The 16,600-nt window shown below is 62.8% G+C and carries 14 protein-coding genes; 6 read left to right on the top strand and 8 right to left on the bottom strand.

Annotated features, from left to right (window positions below; genetic code table 11):
• Position 1 precedes the first annotated feature (1 nt).
• Entirely contained in the window at positions 2-424 is a 423-nt protein-coding gene (gene ndk / locus CWB41_RS13550; RefSeq protein ID WP_115837913.1) for a nucleoside-diphosphate kinase, read from the top strand.
• A 101-nt stretch (positions 425-525) separates the two neighbouring features.
• Positions 526-1,200, top strand: a complete 675-nt coding sequence (locus tag CWB41_RS13555) for a DUF2155 domain-containing protein (protein ID WP_115837911.1) — start codon at positions 526-528, stop codon at positions 1,198-1,200.
• Between the two features lie 17 nt (positions 1,201-1,217).
• Here CWB41_RS13555 and aat read toward each other — a convergent pair whose 3' ends face one another.
• Entirely contained in the window at positions 1,218-1,901 is a 684-nt protein-coding gene (aat, locus tag CWB41_RS13560) for a leucyl/phenylalanyl-tRNA--protein transferase (protein ID WP_115837909.1), read from the bottom strand.
• Positions 1,902-2,166: 265 nt separating this feature from the next.
• Here aat and CWB41_RS13565 point away from each other — a divergent pair, with 265 nt between their 5' ends.
• The 3 genes from CWB41_RS13565 to CWB41_RS13575 are packed head-to-tail and all read left to right on the top strand — an operon-like array spanning position 2,167 to position 7,789.
• Complete coding sequence (locus tag CWB41_RS13565; protein ID WP_165204362.1) at positions 2,167-3,588, top strand: TolC family protein; 1,422 nt, start codon at positions 2,167-2,169, stop codon at positions 3,586-3,588.
• Complete coding sequence (locus CWB41_RS13570) at positions 3,585-4,628, top strand: efflux RND transporter periplasmic adaptor subunit (protein ID WP_115837905.1); 1,044 nt, start codon at positions 3,585-3,587, stop codon at positions 4,626-4,628. Before CWB41_RS13565 ends, CWB41_RS13570 begins: the two co-directional genes overlap by 4 nt.
• Positions 4,628-7,789 carry an efflux RND transporter permease subunit gene (locus CWB41_RS13575; RefSeq protein WP_115837903.1) on the top strand — a complete coding sequence of 1,054 codons (3,162 nt, stop codon included), beginning with the start codon at positions 4,628-4,630 and terminating at the stop codon, positions 7,787-7,789. The genes CWB41_RS13570 and CWB41_RS13575 overlap by 1 nt, the downstream gene beginning before the upstream one ends.
• A gap of 35 nt (positions 7,790-7,824) precedes the next feature.
• Here the strand turns inward: CWB41_RS13575 and CWB41_RS13580 are convergent, their stop codons facing one another.
• The 5 genes from CWB41_RS13580 to CWB41_RS13600 all read right to left on the bottom strand — a co-directional run bounded on the left by CWB41_RS13580 (position 7,825) and on the right by CWB41_RS13600 (position 12,071).
• Positions 7,825-8,805, bottom strand: coding sequence for a 2-hydroxyacid dehydrogenase (locus tag CWB41_RS13580; protein ID WP_115837901.1), 981 nt, complete (start codon positions 8,803-8,805; stop codon positions 7,825-7,827).
• A 25-nt stretch (positions 8,806-8,830) separates the two neighbouring features.
• Positions 8,831-10,183 carry an acetyl-CoA carboxylase biotin carboxylase subunit gene (gene accC, locus CWB41_RS13585; RefSeq protein ID WP_115837899.1) on the bottom strand — a complete coding sequence of 451 codons (1,353 nt, stop codon included), beginning with the start codon at positions 10,181-10,183 and terminating at the stop codon, positions 8,831-8,833.
• A gap of 19 nt (positions 10,184-10,202) precedes the next feature.
• Positions 10,203-10,694 carry an acetyl-CoA carboxylase biotin carboxyl carrier protein gene (gene accB / locus CWB41_RS13590; protein WP_115837897.1) on the bottom strand — a complete coding sequence of 164 codons (492 nt, stop codon included), beginning with the start codon at positions 10,692-10,694 and terminating at the stop codon, positions 10,203-10,205.
• A 3-nt stretch (positions 10,695-10,697) separates the two neighbouring features.
• The gene (aroQ, locus tag CWB41_RS13595) at positions 10,698-11,144 is read right to left on the bottom strand and encodes a type II 3-dehydroquinate dehydratase (RefSeq protein WP_115837954.1); all 447 of its coding nucleotides are present in this window, start codon (positions 11,142-11,144) and stop codon (positions 10,698-10,700) included.
• A gap of 126 nt (positions 11,145-11,270) precedes the next feature.
• Positions 11,271-12,071, bottom strand: coding sequence for a DsbA family protein (locus CWB41_RS13600; protein WP_165204365.1), 801 nt, complete (start codon positions 12,069-12,071; stop codon positions 11,271-11,273).
• 250 nt (positions 12,072-12,321) lie between these two features.
• Here CWB41_RS13600 and CWB41_RS13605 point away from each other — a divergent pair, with 250 nt between their 5' ends.
• On the top strand, positions 12,322-15,738 hold the full coding sequence (locus tag CWB41_RS13605) for a trifunctional glycoside hydrolase family 18/polysaccharide deacetylase/glycosyltransferase family 2 protein (protein ID WP_115837892.1): 3,417 nt from the start codon (positions 12,322-12,324) through the stop codon (positions 15,736-15,738).
• 26 nt (positions 15,739-15,764) lie between these two features.
• Here CWB41_RS13605 and CWB41_RS13610 read toward each other — a convergent pair whose 3' ends face one another.
• Positions 15,765-16,172 (bottom strand): GFA family protein, encoded by a 408-nt coding sequence (locus CWB41_RS13610; RefSeq protein ID WP_115837890.1) that lies wholly within the window; start codon positions 16,170-16,172, stop codon positions 15,765-15,767.
• A gap of 102 nt (positions 16,173-16,274) precedes the next feature.
• The gene (locus CWB41_RS13615; protein ID WP_115837888.1) at positions 16,275-16,562 is read right to left on the bottom strand and encodes a hypothetical protein; all 288 of its coding nucleotides are present in this window, start codon (positions 16,560-16,562) and stop codon (positions 16,275-16,277) included.
• Between the last annotated feature and the right edge of the window lie 38 nt (positions 16,563-16,600).

The raw sequence follows: 16,600 nt of genomic DNA on the forward strand, positions 1-16,600 counted from the left end.
AATGGCGATTGAACGCACGTTTTCCATCCTGAAACCCGACGCAACCCGGCGCAATCTGACCGGCGCCGTCAACGCCTTGATCGAGGCAGCCGGCTTGCGCATCGTCGCGCAGAAACGCGTGCTCTTGAGCCGCGCACAGGCCGAGACTTTCTATGCGGTCCACAAGGCGCGCCCGTTCTTCGGCGAGCTGGTTGAATCGATGATCGCCGGGCCCATCGTCGTGCAAGTCCTCGAGGGCGAGGACGCGATCAAGAAATACCGTGAAGTGCTCGGCGCGACCGACCCCTCGAAAGCGGCCGAAGGGACGGTGCGTAAGCAGTTCGCACTGTCCGTCGGCGAAAATTCCGCGCATGGGTCGGACTCGCCTGAGAATGCGGCCATCGAGATTGCGCAATTCTTCTCCGGCAACGAGATCGTCGGCTGACGTGCAACCGGCAGGCCGCTGCGACGGCCCTATTCCAGCCGGAGTTTCGTGATGGCCTGCGTTTCTTCCGAAGCCTGACCGCGCCGCGGATACCGATTCTTATGCAAAGAACAGTTCCGCGCGCCCTTATTCTTACCGTCTTGGCGATCGCTTTCTCTTCCGCTGCCACAGGCGCGGCGGAGGCGGACAAGATCAAGCATTCGATCGCCGTCTTTTCCGGTCTCGACAAGATCACCGGCCGGATCATTTCCTTCGAAGTTGCCATGAACGAGACGGTGCAATTCGGCTCGCTGCTGATCACCGATCGTGTCTGCTACACGCGGCCGCCGACCGAGGCACCGCAAACCGATACGTTCGTTCAGGTCGATCAGGTCGACGCCGATAAGACGACAAAGCGTATTTTCTCCGGCTGGATGTTTGCGGCGAGCCCCGGCCTCAACGCGCTCGATCAGCCCGTCTACGATATCTGGCTGACCAATTGTAAAGGCACCGAGCAGTTGATCCCATCGCCCTCCGCGACGCAGTCGACACCGGAGCCGGAAGAGCCGGAGGCTGGCGCGCCCGCCGGCCCGGGGAATCCTGCACCAGCGCCGCCGCCGGCGTCCGACAAGACAGCGAAGACACACCACGCCCGCCACCCTGACGCTGCTCCGGCACAGGACAACGGCCCGGTCGAAGTCGGGCCGCCGCCCGGCTTCCAGCCACCGCCTGACAATGGCGACGACGGCGATAGCGATCAGCCGCCCCCGCCGGACAATTCAAACCCCGATCGATAGCGGCTTCAGGTTTCCGGCTACTGGCGCTCGGCCGCCGTGGCAAGCGATTCCAAAACCGTGCTCCCGGACACCGCTCTTTCCTTCGGCCAGACGAGGAACTCGGCTTTCTCCGCGACGGCCTCGGCCAGCATGAGCCGATAGCCTTCCTTGGAAACCTCGATCGCGCCGAGCGATTGCAGATGCGGCGTCACGAACTGCGTGTCGAGAAGTTTGAAGCCGCCCGCGACGAGCCGCCCGGCAAGGTGGATCAAAGCGACTTTCGAGGCATCCGTCTCACGGTGGAACATGCTCTCGCCGAAAAAGGCGGCGCCCAGCGCGACGCCATAGAGTCCGCCAACGAGAACCCCGTCACGCCAGGCCTCGACCGTATGAACCCGGCCGAGATCGAAAAGCTGGGCGTAGAGCTTCTTGATGCGGTAATTGATCCAGGTTTTCTCGCGCCCCGCGCCGACTTGGGCGCAGGCATCGATCACCGCCTCGAAATCATGATCGATCCTGATCTCGAACCGGTCCGAGCGGACGATCCGCGCCAGTTTCCGGGAGATGATCAAGCCATCGAGCGGAAAAACCCCACGCGCCTCGGGATCGATCCAGAACAGGTTCTGGTCCTCGGCGCTTTCGGCCATGGGGAAAAGGCCGATCGAATAGGCCCGCAGCAAAATGTCGGGCGTGATTTCGAAATCATGACGCGGCCGGGTCATGGTTCAGGATGCGTTTTCGGGCGCAGTGGCGTCAAGCCGATGCCGGCGCCATCCACGGAAACCACAATCCGGGATCGCGTCATCCACCGGCAGCGGACGACCGTTTCATATTTAGCACAATCGTCGGGAAAATTTTGGCCAAGCACCATAGAATATTTCCCGGAATCCCGTCAGACTATAACAATCCGCAGCAGCCACGCTCCATCGCCGGCAAAGGCGGCCCGCGCGGCAGGGAACCGGGATGATATGCGTGCGCAGGCTATCGATGGCTATACTGGCCGGCATTCTTGCCAGTAGCTGCGTGCGCGATCAGCCGGTGCCGCTTTCGCCCGCGGTCAGCGCCGCGGCGCTCGAAAGCCGCAGCTTGAGCGATCCGCGCCTGCGCCAATTCGTGCTCGCGGCAACACGACCGGACGCGCCCGATGATGCGCCGATCCGTTGGGATCTGGCCAGCCTGACGGCGGCGGCACTCTATTATCACCCGGATATTGCTCTGGCAGAGGCCAAGCTGGCCGCCGCCCGGGCGGCGGTTATCACCGCCAAACAGACGCCCAATCCTGTCTTGAACCTCACGAATATCGTCGGCCAGAGCGTCGTTCCGGGTGGAATTCCGGCAGGGGCGGCCCCGCTCACCATCGGCCCGGCGATCGACCTCGTGATCGACACGTTCGGCCGCAAAGAGGCCCGCACGGCCGAAGCGGAACGGCTGGAACAGGCGGCGCGCTGGGATCTCGCCACGGCAGCCTGGCAGGTCCGCAGCCGCGTGCGGGCGGCGCTTCTCGCTCTCTGGGCGGCGGAAAGACGCATGGCGCTGACCCGGCAGCGTCTGGCGCTGCAAAACCAGCTTGTCGAACTCCTGGAACACCGTCAGGCCGCCGGCGAAGTTTCCTCGCTCGACGTCTCGCGCGAGCGTGTCAACCGCGCGCAGATCATTCTGGCGCAGCACGATCTCGACCTCGCCGTCGCCGAAGCGCACGTGCGGCTCGCGATCGCCATCGGCGTCCCGGATCATACCCTGGACGGCATCGGCCTCGTGACGGGCGTTTTCGATTATCCGCCAGGGCTTGGCGCGCGTGCTGATTCCGACCTCTGGCGGCGCGAGGCCCTGACGCGGCGCCCCGATATTCAGGCGAGCCTTGCCGCCTATGCCGCGAGCGAAGCAACGCTCAACTTGGCTGTCGCCGGCCAATATCCGGATTTGGCGCTCAGCCCCGGCTACAGCTACCAGTACGGCGTCAATCAATATCAGCTCAACGTCCTCTCGACGCTGCCGATCTTCAACCAGAACCAGGGTGCTATCGCGGAAGCCGTCGCCAGGCGGCAGGAAGCCGCGGCGAGCTTCATTGGCCTGCAGGCACAGGTGATCGGCGAGATCGACCAGGCGACAGTCGCCTACCGCAAATCGACCCAGACTCTGGCCAGCGCCAATGCCTTGCAGGCCGATGAGCGGCACCGCGCCGAGGCGATGGAAAAGTCCTTCGCCGCGGGGCAGGCGGACCGGCCGACCTTGGTCTCGACCCAGATGGAAGCGGCGGTCACCGCGCTCGCGAATTTCGATGCGTTGCTGCAACAGCGCGAGGCTTTGGGCTCGCTCGAAGATGCGCTGGAGCGTCCGCTTTACGGGCCGGAAATTTTGCTGGCGTTGCCACAGGCGCCGCTGCCGCCGCAACCGAGATCTGCCTCATGAGCGCCGCCAAACGCTTTCGTTTCCTTGCCATCGTGCTGCTGGCCTTCGCCGTGGGCGGTATCCTCGGCGCGTTCTACCTCGTTCCGACACACGCCGACGACGACAGCGGCAACGACGACAATCCCAATCCGCCCGTCCGATTGACGATCCGCAACGGCGTGCCGACGCTCACCCTGACCAGCGAAGAACAGGAGAATGCCGGGATCATCGCCGCCAGGCTCGAACCGGCACCGCCGCAGATCGATATTCATGGCTTCGCGACGGTGCTCGATCCCGCCGGGCTTGCCGATCTCAACAATCAATATCGCGACGCCGAGGCGCAGGTCGATGTCGCCAAGGCGCGACTTGCCGCCTCTGAGGGCGCCTACCAGCGGGCGCAGATATTGCACAAGGATCAGCAGAACATCTCGACCGCGCAATTGCAGAGCGCCAAGAGTACTTACGACGTCGACACCAACACGCTTACCGCCGCACAGACCCATGCCGCCGCGGTCGTCATCAATGTGCGTCAGACCTGGGGCGGGGCGATCGCAACGGCACTGGCGCGCGGCGACAGCGCCATTGCGGACCTGATTGAACGACACGCGTTTCTCGTGCGCGTCACCTTGCCCCCGGGCACCATCATCACGACGCCGCCGGCCATCGCCAGCGCGCTCTACGGACCGGCCGATGTGCGGCTCACGTACGTCTCGCTTGCGACCGCCGTAGATCCGAAGCTGCAAGGCATGAGCTATCTCTACCGGACACCCGCGCAAAACCTGTTGCCCGGTCTGACGCTCGATGTCGCGCTTGCAGTGAAACCGGAGCAGGCAGGCTCGATCGTCCCGGATTCGGCCGTCGTCTGGCTTGAGGGCAAGCCCTGGATCTATATCCGCACGCAGCCGACGATCTTCATCCGCAAGCAGATCGATCCTACCCGCGCCGCGCCGCGCAATGGCTATGTCGTCAGCGGCCTCGCGCCCGACGCGCGGGTCGTTATCCGCGGCACACAAATGCTGCTGTCGGAGGAATTCCGCGCCTCGGTGCCGGTCGAGGATTGATGATGCATATTGCCGGCTTGCAGGCCTCGATCATTCGCTTTGCGCTGCGCTTTCGCGGCATCATCGTCGTGCTTGCCTGCCTGCTCGTCGCCTATGGCATCTACGTCCTCGACCACGCGAGCTACGACGCTTTTCCAGAATTCGCTCCGCCGCAGGTTGATATCCAGACCGAGGCACCAGGCTTTGCTGCCGAACAGGTCGAGACGCTGGTGACGCGGCCAATCGAGACTGCAATCGACGGCATCGCCAATCTGCAACGGACGGAATCCAGCTCGATCCAGGGCCTCTCGGACATCAAGGTCTATTTCGCACTCAACACCGACCTCTATCGCGACCGCCAGCAGGTCGCTGAGCGGCTCGCGACGCTTGCCAGCCAATTGCCGGTCGGCGTCCAGGCACCGACCATGATCCCGTTGACGTCGTCAGGCGCGACGATCCTTGTCATCGGCATCACCTCCGATAAGCAATCGCTGATGAAGCTGCGCACGATCGCCAAATGGACGATCCGGCCGAGCTTGCTGTCGGTGCCGGGCGTGGCCGGCGCAGAAGTATTTGGCGGCGAGGAAAAATCGACGCAAATCCTCGTTCATCCCGATCGGCTGATCCGCTACGGCCTCGGCTTGGACGATGTGCTGGCGGCGGCGCGGCGCGCGACCGGCGTCGGCGGCGCCGGCTTCATCACCACGCCGAACCAGCGCATTACCTTGCAGACCGATACGCAGCGGCTCACGGCGGACGATATCGCCCGCACGACCGTCCTCACGCCCAACGGCGGTCGCGTCGCGCTGGGTGATGTCGCCGACGTCATCGAGGCGCCGGAACCTTCGATTGGCGCTGCCGCCATCATGGGCCAGCCCGGCGTCGTGATGAATATCGATGAACAATACGGCGCCAACACGCTCGAAGTAACGAAAGCGATCGAGGCGGCGCTCGCGGATCTGGACCCAAGTCTCAAGGCGCAGGGCGTGACGCTCCACGGCGGCTTGTTCCGGCCGGCGAACTTCATCACCGCCGCGACCAACAATCTGCGCTCCTCGCTGCTCGTCGGCGGTGTGCTTGTGGTCGTCGTGCTGATCCTGTTCCTGTTCGATCTGCGCGCAGCGGCGATCTGCTGTTCTGCGATTCCGATCTCGCTGCTCGCTGCGATCATCGTGCTGCAGCAATCGGGCATCACGCTCAATACGATGACGCTCGGCGGGCTCGCCATCGCGCTCGGCGAGGTCGTTGACGATGCGGTGATCGGCATCGAGAACATCACCCGGCGACTACGCGAGAACCAGCTTCTGCCAAAGCCACGGCCTGCCGCGCGGGTGGTGCTCGAAGCGACCTTTGAGGTGCGCAGCGCCGTCGTCTATGCGACCTTCGCGGTGCTGCTCGTCTTCCTGCCGGTCGTCACGCTTTCAGGCGTTGCCGGGCGTCTCTTCGCGCCGCTGGGTCTCACCTATATCTACGCGGTTCTCGCCTCGCTGATCGTGGCGCTCACCGTGACGCCGGCGCTCTCGCTGCTGTTCCTGCCGCGCCACGCCAAAGCGCATGTGCCGCCGGTCGTCAAATGGACTCGGGGGCGTTACGAAAGCGTGTTGCGTCTCATCGTCGGCGCGCCGCGGTTCGCAATCCTCATCGCAGCCTTGCTGACAGCTGGCGGCATCGCTCTGCTGCCGCTCTTCGGCGAGACTTTCCTGCCTGATCTGCAGGAAGGCCATTTCATCGTTCACATGACCTCGATGCCCGGCACGTCCACGGCGGAGGGTTTGCGCATGGGCGCGCGGATCGCCGAGGCGATGATGAAACTGCCGATCGTGAAGACCGTCGCGCAGCGCGTCGGCCGCGTCGAGCAGGCGGCCGCTGGCGACACGCACGGCACGCACCAGAGCGAATTCGAGGTCGAGCTCAACCCGATCTCCGGAAAAGCGGCAATGAACGCCAAAGAGGCCTTGCTGGCCCCTCTGCTCGACTTCCCCGGCGTCAACATCTCCGCCAATACCTTCTTGACCGAGCGCGTCAACGAGACGTTTTCCGGCTATTCGACGCCAGTGGCGGTAAATGTCTACGGCAGCGATCTCGGCATCATCAACGACACGGCCGAGCGTGTCGCCGCCGTGCTGCGCACAGTGCCCGGTGCGGCTTCAGTTGAAATGGAAGCGCCGCTCGGCCTGCCGCAGGTCTCGATCCGGCTGCGTTCGGAAGATCTCCGCCGCTTCGGCATCCCGCCGGCGAATGTTCTCGATGTTGTGCGGACCGCCTATCAGGGCGATCTCGTCGGCCAGACTTATGAGGCCGACCGCGTCTTCGATGTTGTCGTACGGCTTGCCGAGCAGCGCGAAGGCGATGTCATGGGCATTGGCAATCTGCCGCTCCGCGCGCCGGATGGAACTTACGTGCGGCTTTCGCAAGTGGCGGACATCGTGCCGACTTCGGGCCTCTATCTGATCGAGCATCATGACGCCCGGCGTCTGCAATCCATAACTCTGGATGTGCAGGGCCGTGACCCGGCGTCGTTCGTGAACGATGCCCGCGCCATGCTTGCCGCCAAGATCAAACTGCCGCCGGATACTTATGTCGTCTTCACCGGCGCGGCGGAGGGTCAAGCCCAGGCACAGCAGGATTTGACGCTTAAATCGGCCTTCGCTGGCATCGGCATCGTCCTGCTTCTGTCAATCGTCACCCGCAACTGGCGAAATCTGCTCGTCACCCTGGCGAACCTGCCGTTCGCGCTCGTCGGCGGCGTAGTGGCGGTGTTTTTCTCGGGCGCGGTGCTTTCGCTCGGCTCGCTGGTCGGCTTCGTCACCCTGTTCGGCATTACGCTGCGCAATTCGATGATGATGATCTCGCATTACGAGCATCTGGTCTCGGTCGATGCGCAGACCTGGGACAAGGAGACCGCGATCCGCGGCGCCGGCGACCGGCTTGCCGCCGTGCTGATGACGTCGCTGGTGACGGGACTCGGACTTCTGCCTCTGGCGATCGGCATGAACACGCCGGGCCGCGAAATCGAAGGGCCGATGGCGCTCGTCATCCTCGGCGGCCTTTTCACCTCGACGGCGCTCAACCTTTTCATCCTGCCGCCGCTGTCGCTGCGCTACGGCCGCTTCGTCGGCACGCCGACGGATGAATTGGCGGATGCACCAGCTCGGACCGAGCCAGCGCCCACAGCCCCGTAATCTCAGGTGCCGCTCCGGTTACCCCATTTCGCCAGCTAGCGCGCGGCGACTTCAGGATTGCGGAAATATTCCGCCTCCGGCAGCTCGCCTTCAAGCAGCCGCGTGACGTTCTCGACCGCGAGAGGGATGAAAGCGGCGCGCGCCTCCACCGTCTGCGCGATCATGTGCGGCGTCAGGATGGCGTTCGGCAAATCACGCAGCGGGCTTGTCGGCGACAGCGGCTCCTTGTCGAAGACATCCAAAGCGATCCTGGCGAAGCGGCCATCCCGCGCGGCCTCGTAGAGCGCCGTCTCGTCGATAACGCCGCCGCGCGCGGTGTTGACGAGGATCGCCCCGCGCTTCACCAGCTTCAGGTTTTCGTGGTTGAGCAGGTGATAAGTCTCATGGCTCAGCCCAACATGCAGCGAGATAACGTCGCTCGTCGAAAGCAGCGTCGCAAGATCGACGGCCTGGACATGCGGGTCAGTGATCGCGGCGCGATCATAGGCGACGATCTCGCCACCCCAGGGCGCCAGCAGATGCGCAACGCGGCTGCCGATGCCGCCGAAGCCGACGAGGCCGATTCTTTTTCCGTACAACATATGGGCGATCGGAAGCTGCGGCCGCCGGCGATTTTCGCGCAGGACCTTCTCGGCCCCGTGCAGATCGTAGAGAGCGGCGAGCATGAAAAGGACTGTCGCCTCGGCCACGCTGAACGTGTTCTCCTCCGCGTGTCCGTTCGCCACAACAATGCCGAGCTGTGTCGCCGCCGCTTCGTCGAAGCCTTCCGTTCCCGTCCAGGGACAGGCGATCGCACGCAGCCGCGGGGACGAAGCCAGCAGATCGCGCGTGCAGGGAAAACCGCCGTAGGTCAGGAACACATCGGACGATCGCCACGGCTCGCTTTTGACGTCGAGATCGCTGGCGTGCCGAAAATGTGTCACCCCCGCGACGCGCAGCTTCAAGGCGGCTTCGATCTCCTCGAACAACTGCAGCGTGGAGGGCTCACTGAGCAGCAGGACATGGCCGGAAATCATCTTCTGCCCCCGAGGAATTCCCGGATCATGCCCCGTCCTTGGCGCCCTTCTCAAGATAATGTTCGAGCCAGTGGATGTCGTAGACACCATTCTGGATATCGGGATTGCGCACAAGATCGCGGAATAGGGGAATCGTCGTCTCGATCCCATCGACGATGAACTCGTCCAGCGCACGCCGCAGCCGCAACAGCGCCTCGTCGCGAGTGCGGCCGTGCACGATCAGTTTGCCGATGAGCGAATCGTAATAGGGCGGAATCGTATAGCCGGCATAAGCGGCTGAATCGACGCGCACGCCAAGGCCGCCCGGCGGATGATAATAGGCGATCTTGCCGGGCGAGGGCCGAAAGGTCTTCGGATCTTCGGCATTGATCCGGCATTCGATCGCATGGCCCGAGAGCACGACATCGCTCTGCAAAATGCCGAGCGCCGACCCGGCGGCGATTTTGATCTGCTCATTGACGAGATCGAGGCCGGTCACCATCTCGGTCACCGGATGCTCGACCTGGATGCGGGTATTCATCTCGATGAAATAGAATTTGCCGTCGTCGTAGAGAAACTCGATGGTGCCGGCGCTCTTGTAGTTCATCTCGCGCATGGCATTGGCGCAGACCTCGCCGATCTCAAGGCGCTGCGCCAGATTGAGCGCGGGCGAGGGGCTTTCCTCGAACACTTTCTGATGGCGGCGCTGCAACGAGCAATCGCGCTCGCCGAGATGGATCGCGTGGCCCTGGCCGTCGCCGAGCACCTGCACTTCGATATGGCGCGGATTGTCGAGAAATTTTTCAAGATAGACGGCATCGTCGCCGAAGGCGGCCTTGGCCTCGCTGCGCGCCATGCCGAGCGCGGCAGCAAGTTCCTCCGCCGAGCGTGCTACCTTCATGCCCCGGCCGCCGCCGCCGGCCGAAGCCTTGACGATGACGGGATAGCCGATCTCCTTGGCGATCCGCAGCGCCTCGTCGGCATCGACAGCGCCATCGGACCCGGGCACGCAGGGGATGCCGAGCTTCCTGGCGGTGCGCTTGGCTTCGATCTTGTCGCCCATCAGCCGGATGTGCTCGGCGCTCGGACCGATGAATTCGATTTGATGCTCGGCGAGGATCTCGGCAAAGCGCGCGTTCTCGGCGAGAAAGCCGTAGCCCGGATGCACCGCCTCGGCGCCGGTGATCTCGCAAGCCGAGAGCAGGGCCGGGATATTCAGATAGGATTCGCGCGCCTGCGGCGGCCCGATGCAGACGGATTCGTCCGCGAGCTTGACGTGCATCGCCTCGGAATCCGCAGTCGAATGAACCGCGACAGTGGCGATGCCGAGTTCCTTCGCCGCGCGGAGAATGCGCAGCGCGATCTCGCCGCGATTAGCAATCAGAATCTTGTCAAACATGCGCGCTCATCTGCAGCCCTCACTCGACGACGATGAGGGGCTGGCCGAACTCGACGGGCTGGCCATCTTCGACCAGGATCGACGTCACGATGCCAGCCTGCGGCGCGACGATCTCGTTGAAGGTCTTCATCGCCTCGATGAGGAGCAGCTTGTCGCCGACCTTCACATGCGCGCCGATCGTGACGAAAGGCGGCGTTTCTGGCGAAGGGCGCAGATAGGCGGTGCCGACCATCGGCGATTTGACGGCACTCGCCGCAACGAGCGCCTGCCGCACGCCCTCATTCGCCGGCGCGGCCGCGGCGGCCTGCTGCTGGACGGGCAGGGGCGGAATCGCGACGCTGGCCGGCGTCACCGCATTGGCGCTCTGGCGCTTGACCTTGATCTTCAGTTCGCCCTGCGCGACCTCGATCTCGCTGAGATCGAGCCGGTTGGCGATTTCGCCCAGCGTCTCGACGAGATGCGGATCGATGGGGGTGGGCGCGGCTGGCGGCGCCGGTTTTTTCTCTGTCATTCGTTAACTCTCGCCAGTCACAGGGGCGAATAAAAGGGCTTGCAGCGCCAGGTCGTAAGACCTCGAACCAAATCCGACAATCACGCCGCGCGCCGCCGCCGACAGGCGGGAATGATGGCGGAACTGTTCACGGGCGTGGATATTCGACAGATGCACCTCGATGACATGGGCGTTCGACCCCTTGATGGCATCGAGAATGGCAATGGAGGTGTGGCTGTAGGCGCCGGCGTTGAGAATGACCGGCTCCCCGGCGCGGCCCGCCTCCTGAATCCAGGTGACGAGATCGCCTTCCTGATTCGACTGGCGGAAGGTGACGCGCACATTGAACTTGCCCGCCGCCGCGACGAGGCGCGTCTCGATATCGGCGAGCGTCTCGCGGCCGTAGACTTCCGGCTCGCGCGTGCCCAACAGATTGAGATTGGGTCCATTGAGGACGTGAACGGCCTTGATCATCCGGCTTTTGATGTGAGGGGCTTGCGTTTCGAGCTTCCTTAACCGGCTTCCCGCGGCAAAGGAAGCCCACGCAAGCCCGCCGGTGGCCGGCTTACCCGGGGAATTTTATATGAGGCGAACAGGTCAGGAACAAACCGTCTTGCCGCACTTGCGGACATTGTTGACCTTGCCCTGGAGATCCTCGAATCCGACCGCGCCATCCACGACCGCATCGCCGACGACATAGGACGGCGTACCCTGGATCTGCAGCAGGCGGCCGAATTTGAACGATTCCTCGAGGCCGGCCTTGGCCGACGGCGCCTGCGCGTCGCGGGCGAGCCGGGGCATGTCAGCACCCATTTCCTGCGCCAGATCGACCGCCTGCTCCTTGCCGACGAGACCGTGCAGGCCCAAAAGCCGCTGGTGATATTCCCAGAACTTTTCGCCCTTGAACTGGTCGCGCACGCTCGCGGCGATCGTCGCCGCATCGATGGAGGCATCCGAGAGAACCGGGAAATCACGCAGGATGACGCGCAGATCAGGATTTTCTTTTATGAGGCGGGCAAGGTCCGGCAACATTTTTTTGCAATAGCCGCAGTTATAATCAAAAAATTCTACCAGCGTGATTTTGCCCTGGGGATTGCCGACGATGGCTTCGTTCGGCGAACTGTAGAGCGGTCCCTGCACATCGCTCAGGCTTTTGGCGCGCGCCGCGGCCTCGGACGCTTTTTCGCGATTCGTAAGTTCCTCGAAAGCCTGTTGAACGATCTCCGGATTCTTTAGGATGTAGGCTTTCACGATCGATTCGATCTCGCCCTTTTGCGCGTCGGAGAATTCCGCGGCGTTGACCGGGGCGCCGCCGGCGAGGGCGGCCGCCATCGCGATCGCCAGGCAAGCGGCCAGGCTGCCCGCCAAGCCTCGTCCCAATGCGAGAAAACCAAGCATTTTCATTCTCCTTGCGAATTCGGTCTCAGGACCTGCGCCGATCTTGCGGCGGATCAAGCCTCGAAATGACCTGAGAGATTATTTTCATCGCTTATCGCCCAAGGCGGCGCGGCTTTCAATCGCCCACTGTGCCTTGCGTATCACACTTACGAATTGGAGATGCGGTATTAGGTGAGAAGCGTTCCATATTCAGCCTGCGTTCATTGAGATTCGCCCACGCCTGAAGCAGCGAATTTTACCCTGTGTTATCATGCGGTCCAAACCAGTCTTTTTCGATCCTACCGGCAAGCGCGCGGTGCGCCTGTCCTGGTCACTTCGCATCGCCCTGACGACAGTCTTGGTGATCGGCGTTGCATTTGTCGTTTTGCTTTTCGCAAATAATGCGCCGCTCAGCACCAGTCTCGAAGGCTCGGCGGAGACCCTGTTCCGGCCGCCGGTGGCCGCAACCGTCAGCCGCCATTCGCTGCAGAAGTCCGCCACCCGCGTCGCCGCCGAATTGCGCGGCAAAGAGCGCGACGTGGCGCGACTCAACTACCTCAAGGGTCAGACCCAATCGCGGCCGCAGGAGGCCTCGGGGCCGGTGCCGGGGCGCAGCCTTTCGATCGGCTTTTACGCCAATTGGGACCAGACCTCCTTCTCGGCGCTCGAGAAGGATTTGCCGCACCTCGACTGGGTCATCCCGACATGGCTCAGCGTGAAGGGCGACGATATCGGCATCCGTAACGATCTCGATCATCGCGGCCTCGAAGCGATTCGCGACCAGGACCCGGACAAGCCGATCTTTCCGCTGCTGCAGAATTCCGTCGACGGGAAGTGGGATAGCGTCGGCTTGGCCAAATGGCTCGCCGATCCGGTCAAACGCGCCGCGCGGCTGAAGGAGATTATCGACTTTCTCGACTTCAACCAGTGCCAGGGGCTGACGGTCGACTTCGAAGAAATGCCGGACAGCGCCCAGGCCGACCTGCAGACTTTTCTCAAGGAAATGTCCGCCGCCTTCAAACCGCGCGGCTGGAAGATTTTGCTTTCGGTGCCGTTCGACGACGATTCCTGGGACTATGCCGCCTATTCGAAAATCACCGATTACCTGATCCTGATGGCCTACGACGAGCATTGGGAAACAGGCACTCCCGGTCCTGTCGCCAGCCAGGGCTGGTACGAGAAACTGCTCGACCAGCGGATGAAGGATCTCGATCCCGATCATACGATCGTGGCGATCGGCAATTACGGCTATGATTGGAGCAAGCCCGGCGTGCAGGCCGAGGATGTGACCTTCCCGGACGTGGCGCGAATCGCGCGGATGCAGGCGAGCAGCATCGATTTCGACGCCGACGCCGAGAACCCGCATTTCACTTACAAGGACAATGCGGGGCAGGCGCATAACGTCTGGTTCCTCGACGCCGTCTCCGCTTTCAACGAGGTTCACGCCGCCGACATCTACCGGCCCGCGGGCTATGCGGTGTGGCGCCTGGGCGCGGAAGATCCTTCCATCTGGACGGTGCTCGGCCGGCCTTACGATTCGGCCGCTCCCGAGGCGTTGAAAGCAATTCCCGCCACCCAGGAAGTCTATTTCCAGAATCAAGGCGAAATCCTGCACGTTGCGGCACAGCCCTCGAGCGGCCAGCGTGTCTACGAGTTGGACCCCGAGACGGGCGACATCGTCGATGAGAACTATGAAACTCTGCCGTCCTCGTTCGTCATCCAGCGCTTCGGTTCCCAGCCAAAAAAAATTGCGCTGACCTTCGACGACGGGCCAGACCCCACCTGGACGCCGCAGATTCTCGACATCCTGAAGGCAAAGCACGTCGAAGCCACCTTTTTCATCATCGGTGAAAATGCCGGTGCCTCGCCGGATATTGTCGAGCGCGAATACGAGGAAGGCCACGACGTCGGCAACCACACGTTCACGCATCCGAACGTCATTGAACTGCCGCTCAGCATGGCCAAGCTCGAGATCAATGCCACGCGGCGGCTGTTCGAGGCGATCACCGGCCATTCGATGCGGCTGTTCCGGGCGCCCTTCATGGGCGATTCCGACCCGACGACGATGGACGAGCTCGTACCAGTTGCACTTGCGCAAAGCATGGGCTTCGTCAGCGTCGGCTTGCGTATCGATCCGGACGATTGGCTGCGGCCGCCGGCGCAGACGATCGTCGACCGCATCCTGAAGCAGGTCTCCGATCCCGATCCGGACAATGTCGGTAATGTCATCCTGCTGCATGATGCCGGCGGCGACCGGAGCGAAACCATCAAGGCTCTGCCGGAACTGATCGACGCCTTGCGGGCGCGCGGCTTTCAGTTTGTCACGGCCTCCCAACTCGCCGGGCTGACGCGCGAACAGGCGATGCCGGCGCTGCCGCCAGGCATGTTCGAGCCGCTGATCAACCGCTCGGTGTTTTATACGCTCGGCTGGTCGCAGCATCTGCTGCAGGGCATGTTCATCGGCGCGATCTGGCTCGGCTTTGCGCGCGTGCTGTTTCTCTCCGGTCTTGGCCTTATTCATCGCATCCGCGAGGCACGGCGGCCCAAGCCGTTCTTTGAAGGCGCGCTGCCTCAGGTCAGCGTCATCATCCCGGCGCATAACGAAGCTGCGGTCATCGCCCAATCGGTCGAACGCATTCTGAGCAGCACCTATCCTGGTCTTGAAGTGATCATCATCGACGACGGCTCGACCGATGGGACATCTGCAATCGTTCAGCGCGACTTCGGCCATAACCCGGCGGTCAAGCTCCTGACGGTTCCCAACGGCGGCAAGGCCAATGCGATCAACCAGGGCCTCGCGCAGGCCAGGGGCTCGATCATCGTCGCGCTCGACGCCGACACCTTGTTCGAGAAGGATACGATCGCGAACCTGACCCGCTGGTTCGTCGATCCGGCCGTCGGCGCGGTCGCCGGCAACGCCAAGGTCGGCAACCGCATCAACACGATCACCAAGTGGCAGGCGCTCGAATATATCAGCGCGCAGAATCTGGAGCGCCGCGCGCTCGTCACTCTGGGCTGCATGACGGTCGTGCCCGGCGCGGTCGGCGCCTGGCGGCGCGAGGCGCTGGAGAAGCTCGGGCGCTTCCCGACCAATACGCTCGCCGAAGATCAGGATTTGACGATCTCCGTGCAGAAGGCGGGTTATAGCGTCGTCTTCGACAGCGAGGCCGTCGCCTGGACCGAGGCACCGGACACGTTCCAGGGCTTGATCCGCCAGCGCTTCCGTTGGGCCTATGGCACGCTGCAATGCCTGTGGAAGCACCGCGACGTGACCTTCCGTCCGCGCTTCGGCACGCTCGGCCTCATTGCCATGCCGCAGGTGTGGCTGTTCCAGGTTCTGCTGACGGTGATGGCGCCGCTCGTCGATTTCATGCTCGTCTGGCAGATACTGCACACGGGGCTCGACTATCTGCAGCATCGCAATCAGTTCAATCCCGACAATCTGCTCATCACGCTTGTCTATTTCGGGATCTTCATGGCGACGGACTTCCTGGCCGTCGCGCTGGCCTTCGTCATCGAGGGCAAGGAGAACTGGCGGCTGATGCTGTGGCTCGGCCTGCAGCGGATCGGCTACCGGCAGATCCTCTATTATGTCGTAGTGAAATCGGTCATCACCGCGCTGCTGGGACCGCTCGTCGGCTGGAACAAGCTCGACCGCAAGGCGACCGTCTCCATGCCGGCGGAGTAGGGCGCGTTAATCAGGCCATAGATCACTCATTGGCCAATGATACGAGCCTCCTGCACGTAGCCGAAGCCGCCCTTGCCGGGCCAAGCTCGTCCGTCAGGATAGCGCAATTCTATTCCGGCGAGATCCTTATCGTCCGCCAGACGCATATTAACGCCCATTTGGACGTTCCCGAACTTCGATATGGCGCTTGCGGTCAGAATAAAGTGCGTCGTTGAACCACAATTTGCACAGAACTGGATTTCTGCGGCCGGGTCGTCCTTGTCTTCCCGACTATATCCCTTCGTCGTTCCTTCAATGGCGACTTCCGAGGGATGAAAATAGGCCCAGCGAGCGCCCGACTTGCTGCAGAAGGTGCAGTTGCACTCGTTGATGAAATCCGGTCGCTTTGGGACTTGGATGCGGACCTGGCCGCAGAGACAGAAGAGTTTCAGCATCCCAATGTCATATCAGGAGCCCCGTCCGCCTGATAGCGGCCGGTCGGTTTCCCTCCAATCTCCGTCAATCCCGATTATGGGATTCACGGCGCTAGGAACGGGTTATTTCTGATCGGTGCAGGGATTGAGCGCGGGCGGATTGCGCAGCGCGCCGATGCTTCCGGTCGCGGTATAATCGATGCCGCCGCGCAAAGGCTCGTCCGTGCCCAGGACACGAGCCATTTCGTTATGGCCGGCCGTCAGAATCTGCGCCAATTCGCCGTCCTTGCGCGCGGCATAGTGCAGAAAATCAGCCGCGGCGACCGAGAGAACCGCGATCACCGACAAAGCCAAAGCCATGCTTTCAAAGCTGGACGCGCGCTCGTCGCGCAAGAAGAAACGCAAATTCATGGCCTCGAAAACCTTCTATCCGCCGCCTCTTCAAAATG

Origin of the sequence: Methylovirgula ligni (assembly GCF_004135935.1) — a bacterium.
In the GTDB taxonomy this organism is placed as follows: Bacteria; Pseudomonadota; Alphaproteobacteria; order Rhizobiales; family Beijerinckiaceae; genus Methylovirgula; species Methylovirgula ligni.

Coding starts and splice junctions, on each gene's coding strand:
- ndk (WP_115837913.1), top strand. CDS start 2: ATGGCGATTGAACGCACGTTTTCCATCCTGAAACCCGACGCAACCCGG.
- CWB41_RS13555 (WP_115837911.1), top strand. CDS start 526: ATGCAAAGAACAGTTCCGCGCGCCCTTATTCTTACCGTCTTGGCGATC.
- aat (WP_115837909.1), bottom strand. CDS start 1,901: ATGACCCGGCCGCGTCATGATTTCGAAATCACGCCCGACATTTTGCTG.
- CWB41_RS13565 (WP_165204362.1), top strand. CDS start 2,167: ATGGCTATACTGGCCGGCATTCTTGCCAGTAGCTGCGTGCGCGATCAG.
- CWB41_RS13570 (WP_115837905.1), top strand. CDS start 3,585: ATGAGCGCCGCCAAACGCTTTCGTTTCCTTGCCATCGTGCTGCTGGCC.
- CWB41_RS13575 (WP_115837903.1), top strand. CDS start 4,628: ATGATGCATATTGCCGGCTTGCAGGCCTCGATCATTCGCTTTGCGCTG.
- CWB41_RS13580 (WP_115837901.1), bottom strand. CDS start 8,805: ATGATTTCCGGCCATGTCCTGCTGCTCAGTGAGCCCTCCACGCTGCAG.
- accC (WP_115837899.1), bottom strand. CDS start 10,183: ATGTTTGACAAGATTCTGATTGCTAATCGCGGCGAGATCGCGCTGCGC.
- accB (WP_115837897.1), bottom strand. CDS start 10,694: ATGACAGAGAAAAAACCGGCGCCGCCAGCCGCGCCCACCCCCATCGAT.
- CWB41_RS13600 (WP_165204365.1), bottom strand. CDS start 12,071: ATGCTTGGTTTTCTCGCATTGGGACGAGGCTTGGCGGGCAGCCTGGCC.
- CWB41_RS13605 (WP_115837892.1), top strand. CDS start 12,322: ATGCGGTCCAAACCAGTCTTTTTCGATCCTACCGGCAAGCGCGCGGTG.
- CWB41_RS13610 (WP_115837890.1), bottom strand. CDS start 16,172: ATGCTGAAACTCTTCTGTCTCTGCGGCCAGGTCCGCATCCAAGTCCCA.
- CWB41_RS13615 (WP_115837888.1), bottom strand. CDS start 16,562: ATGAATTTGCGTTTCTTCTTGCGCGACGAGCGCGCGTCCAGCTTTGAA.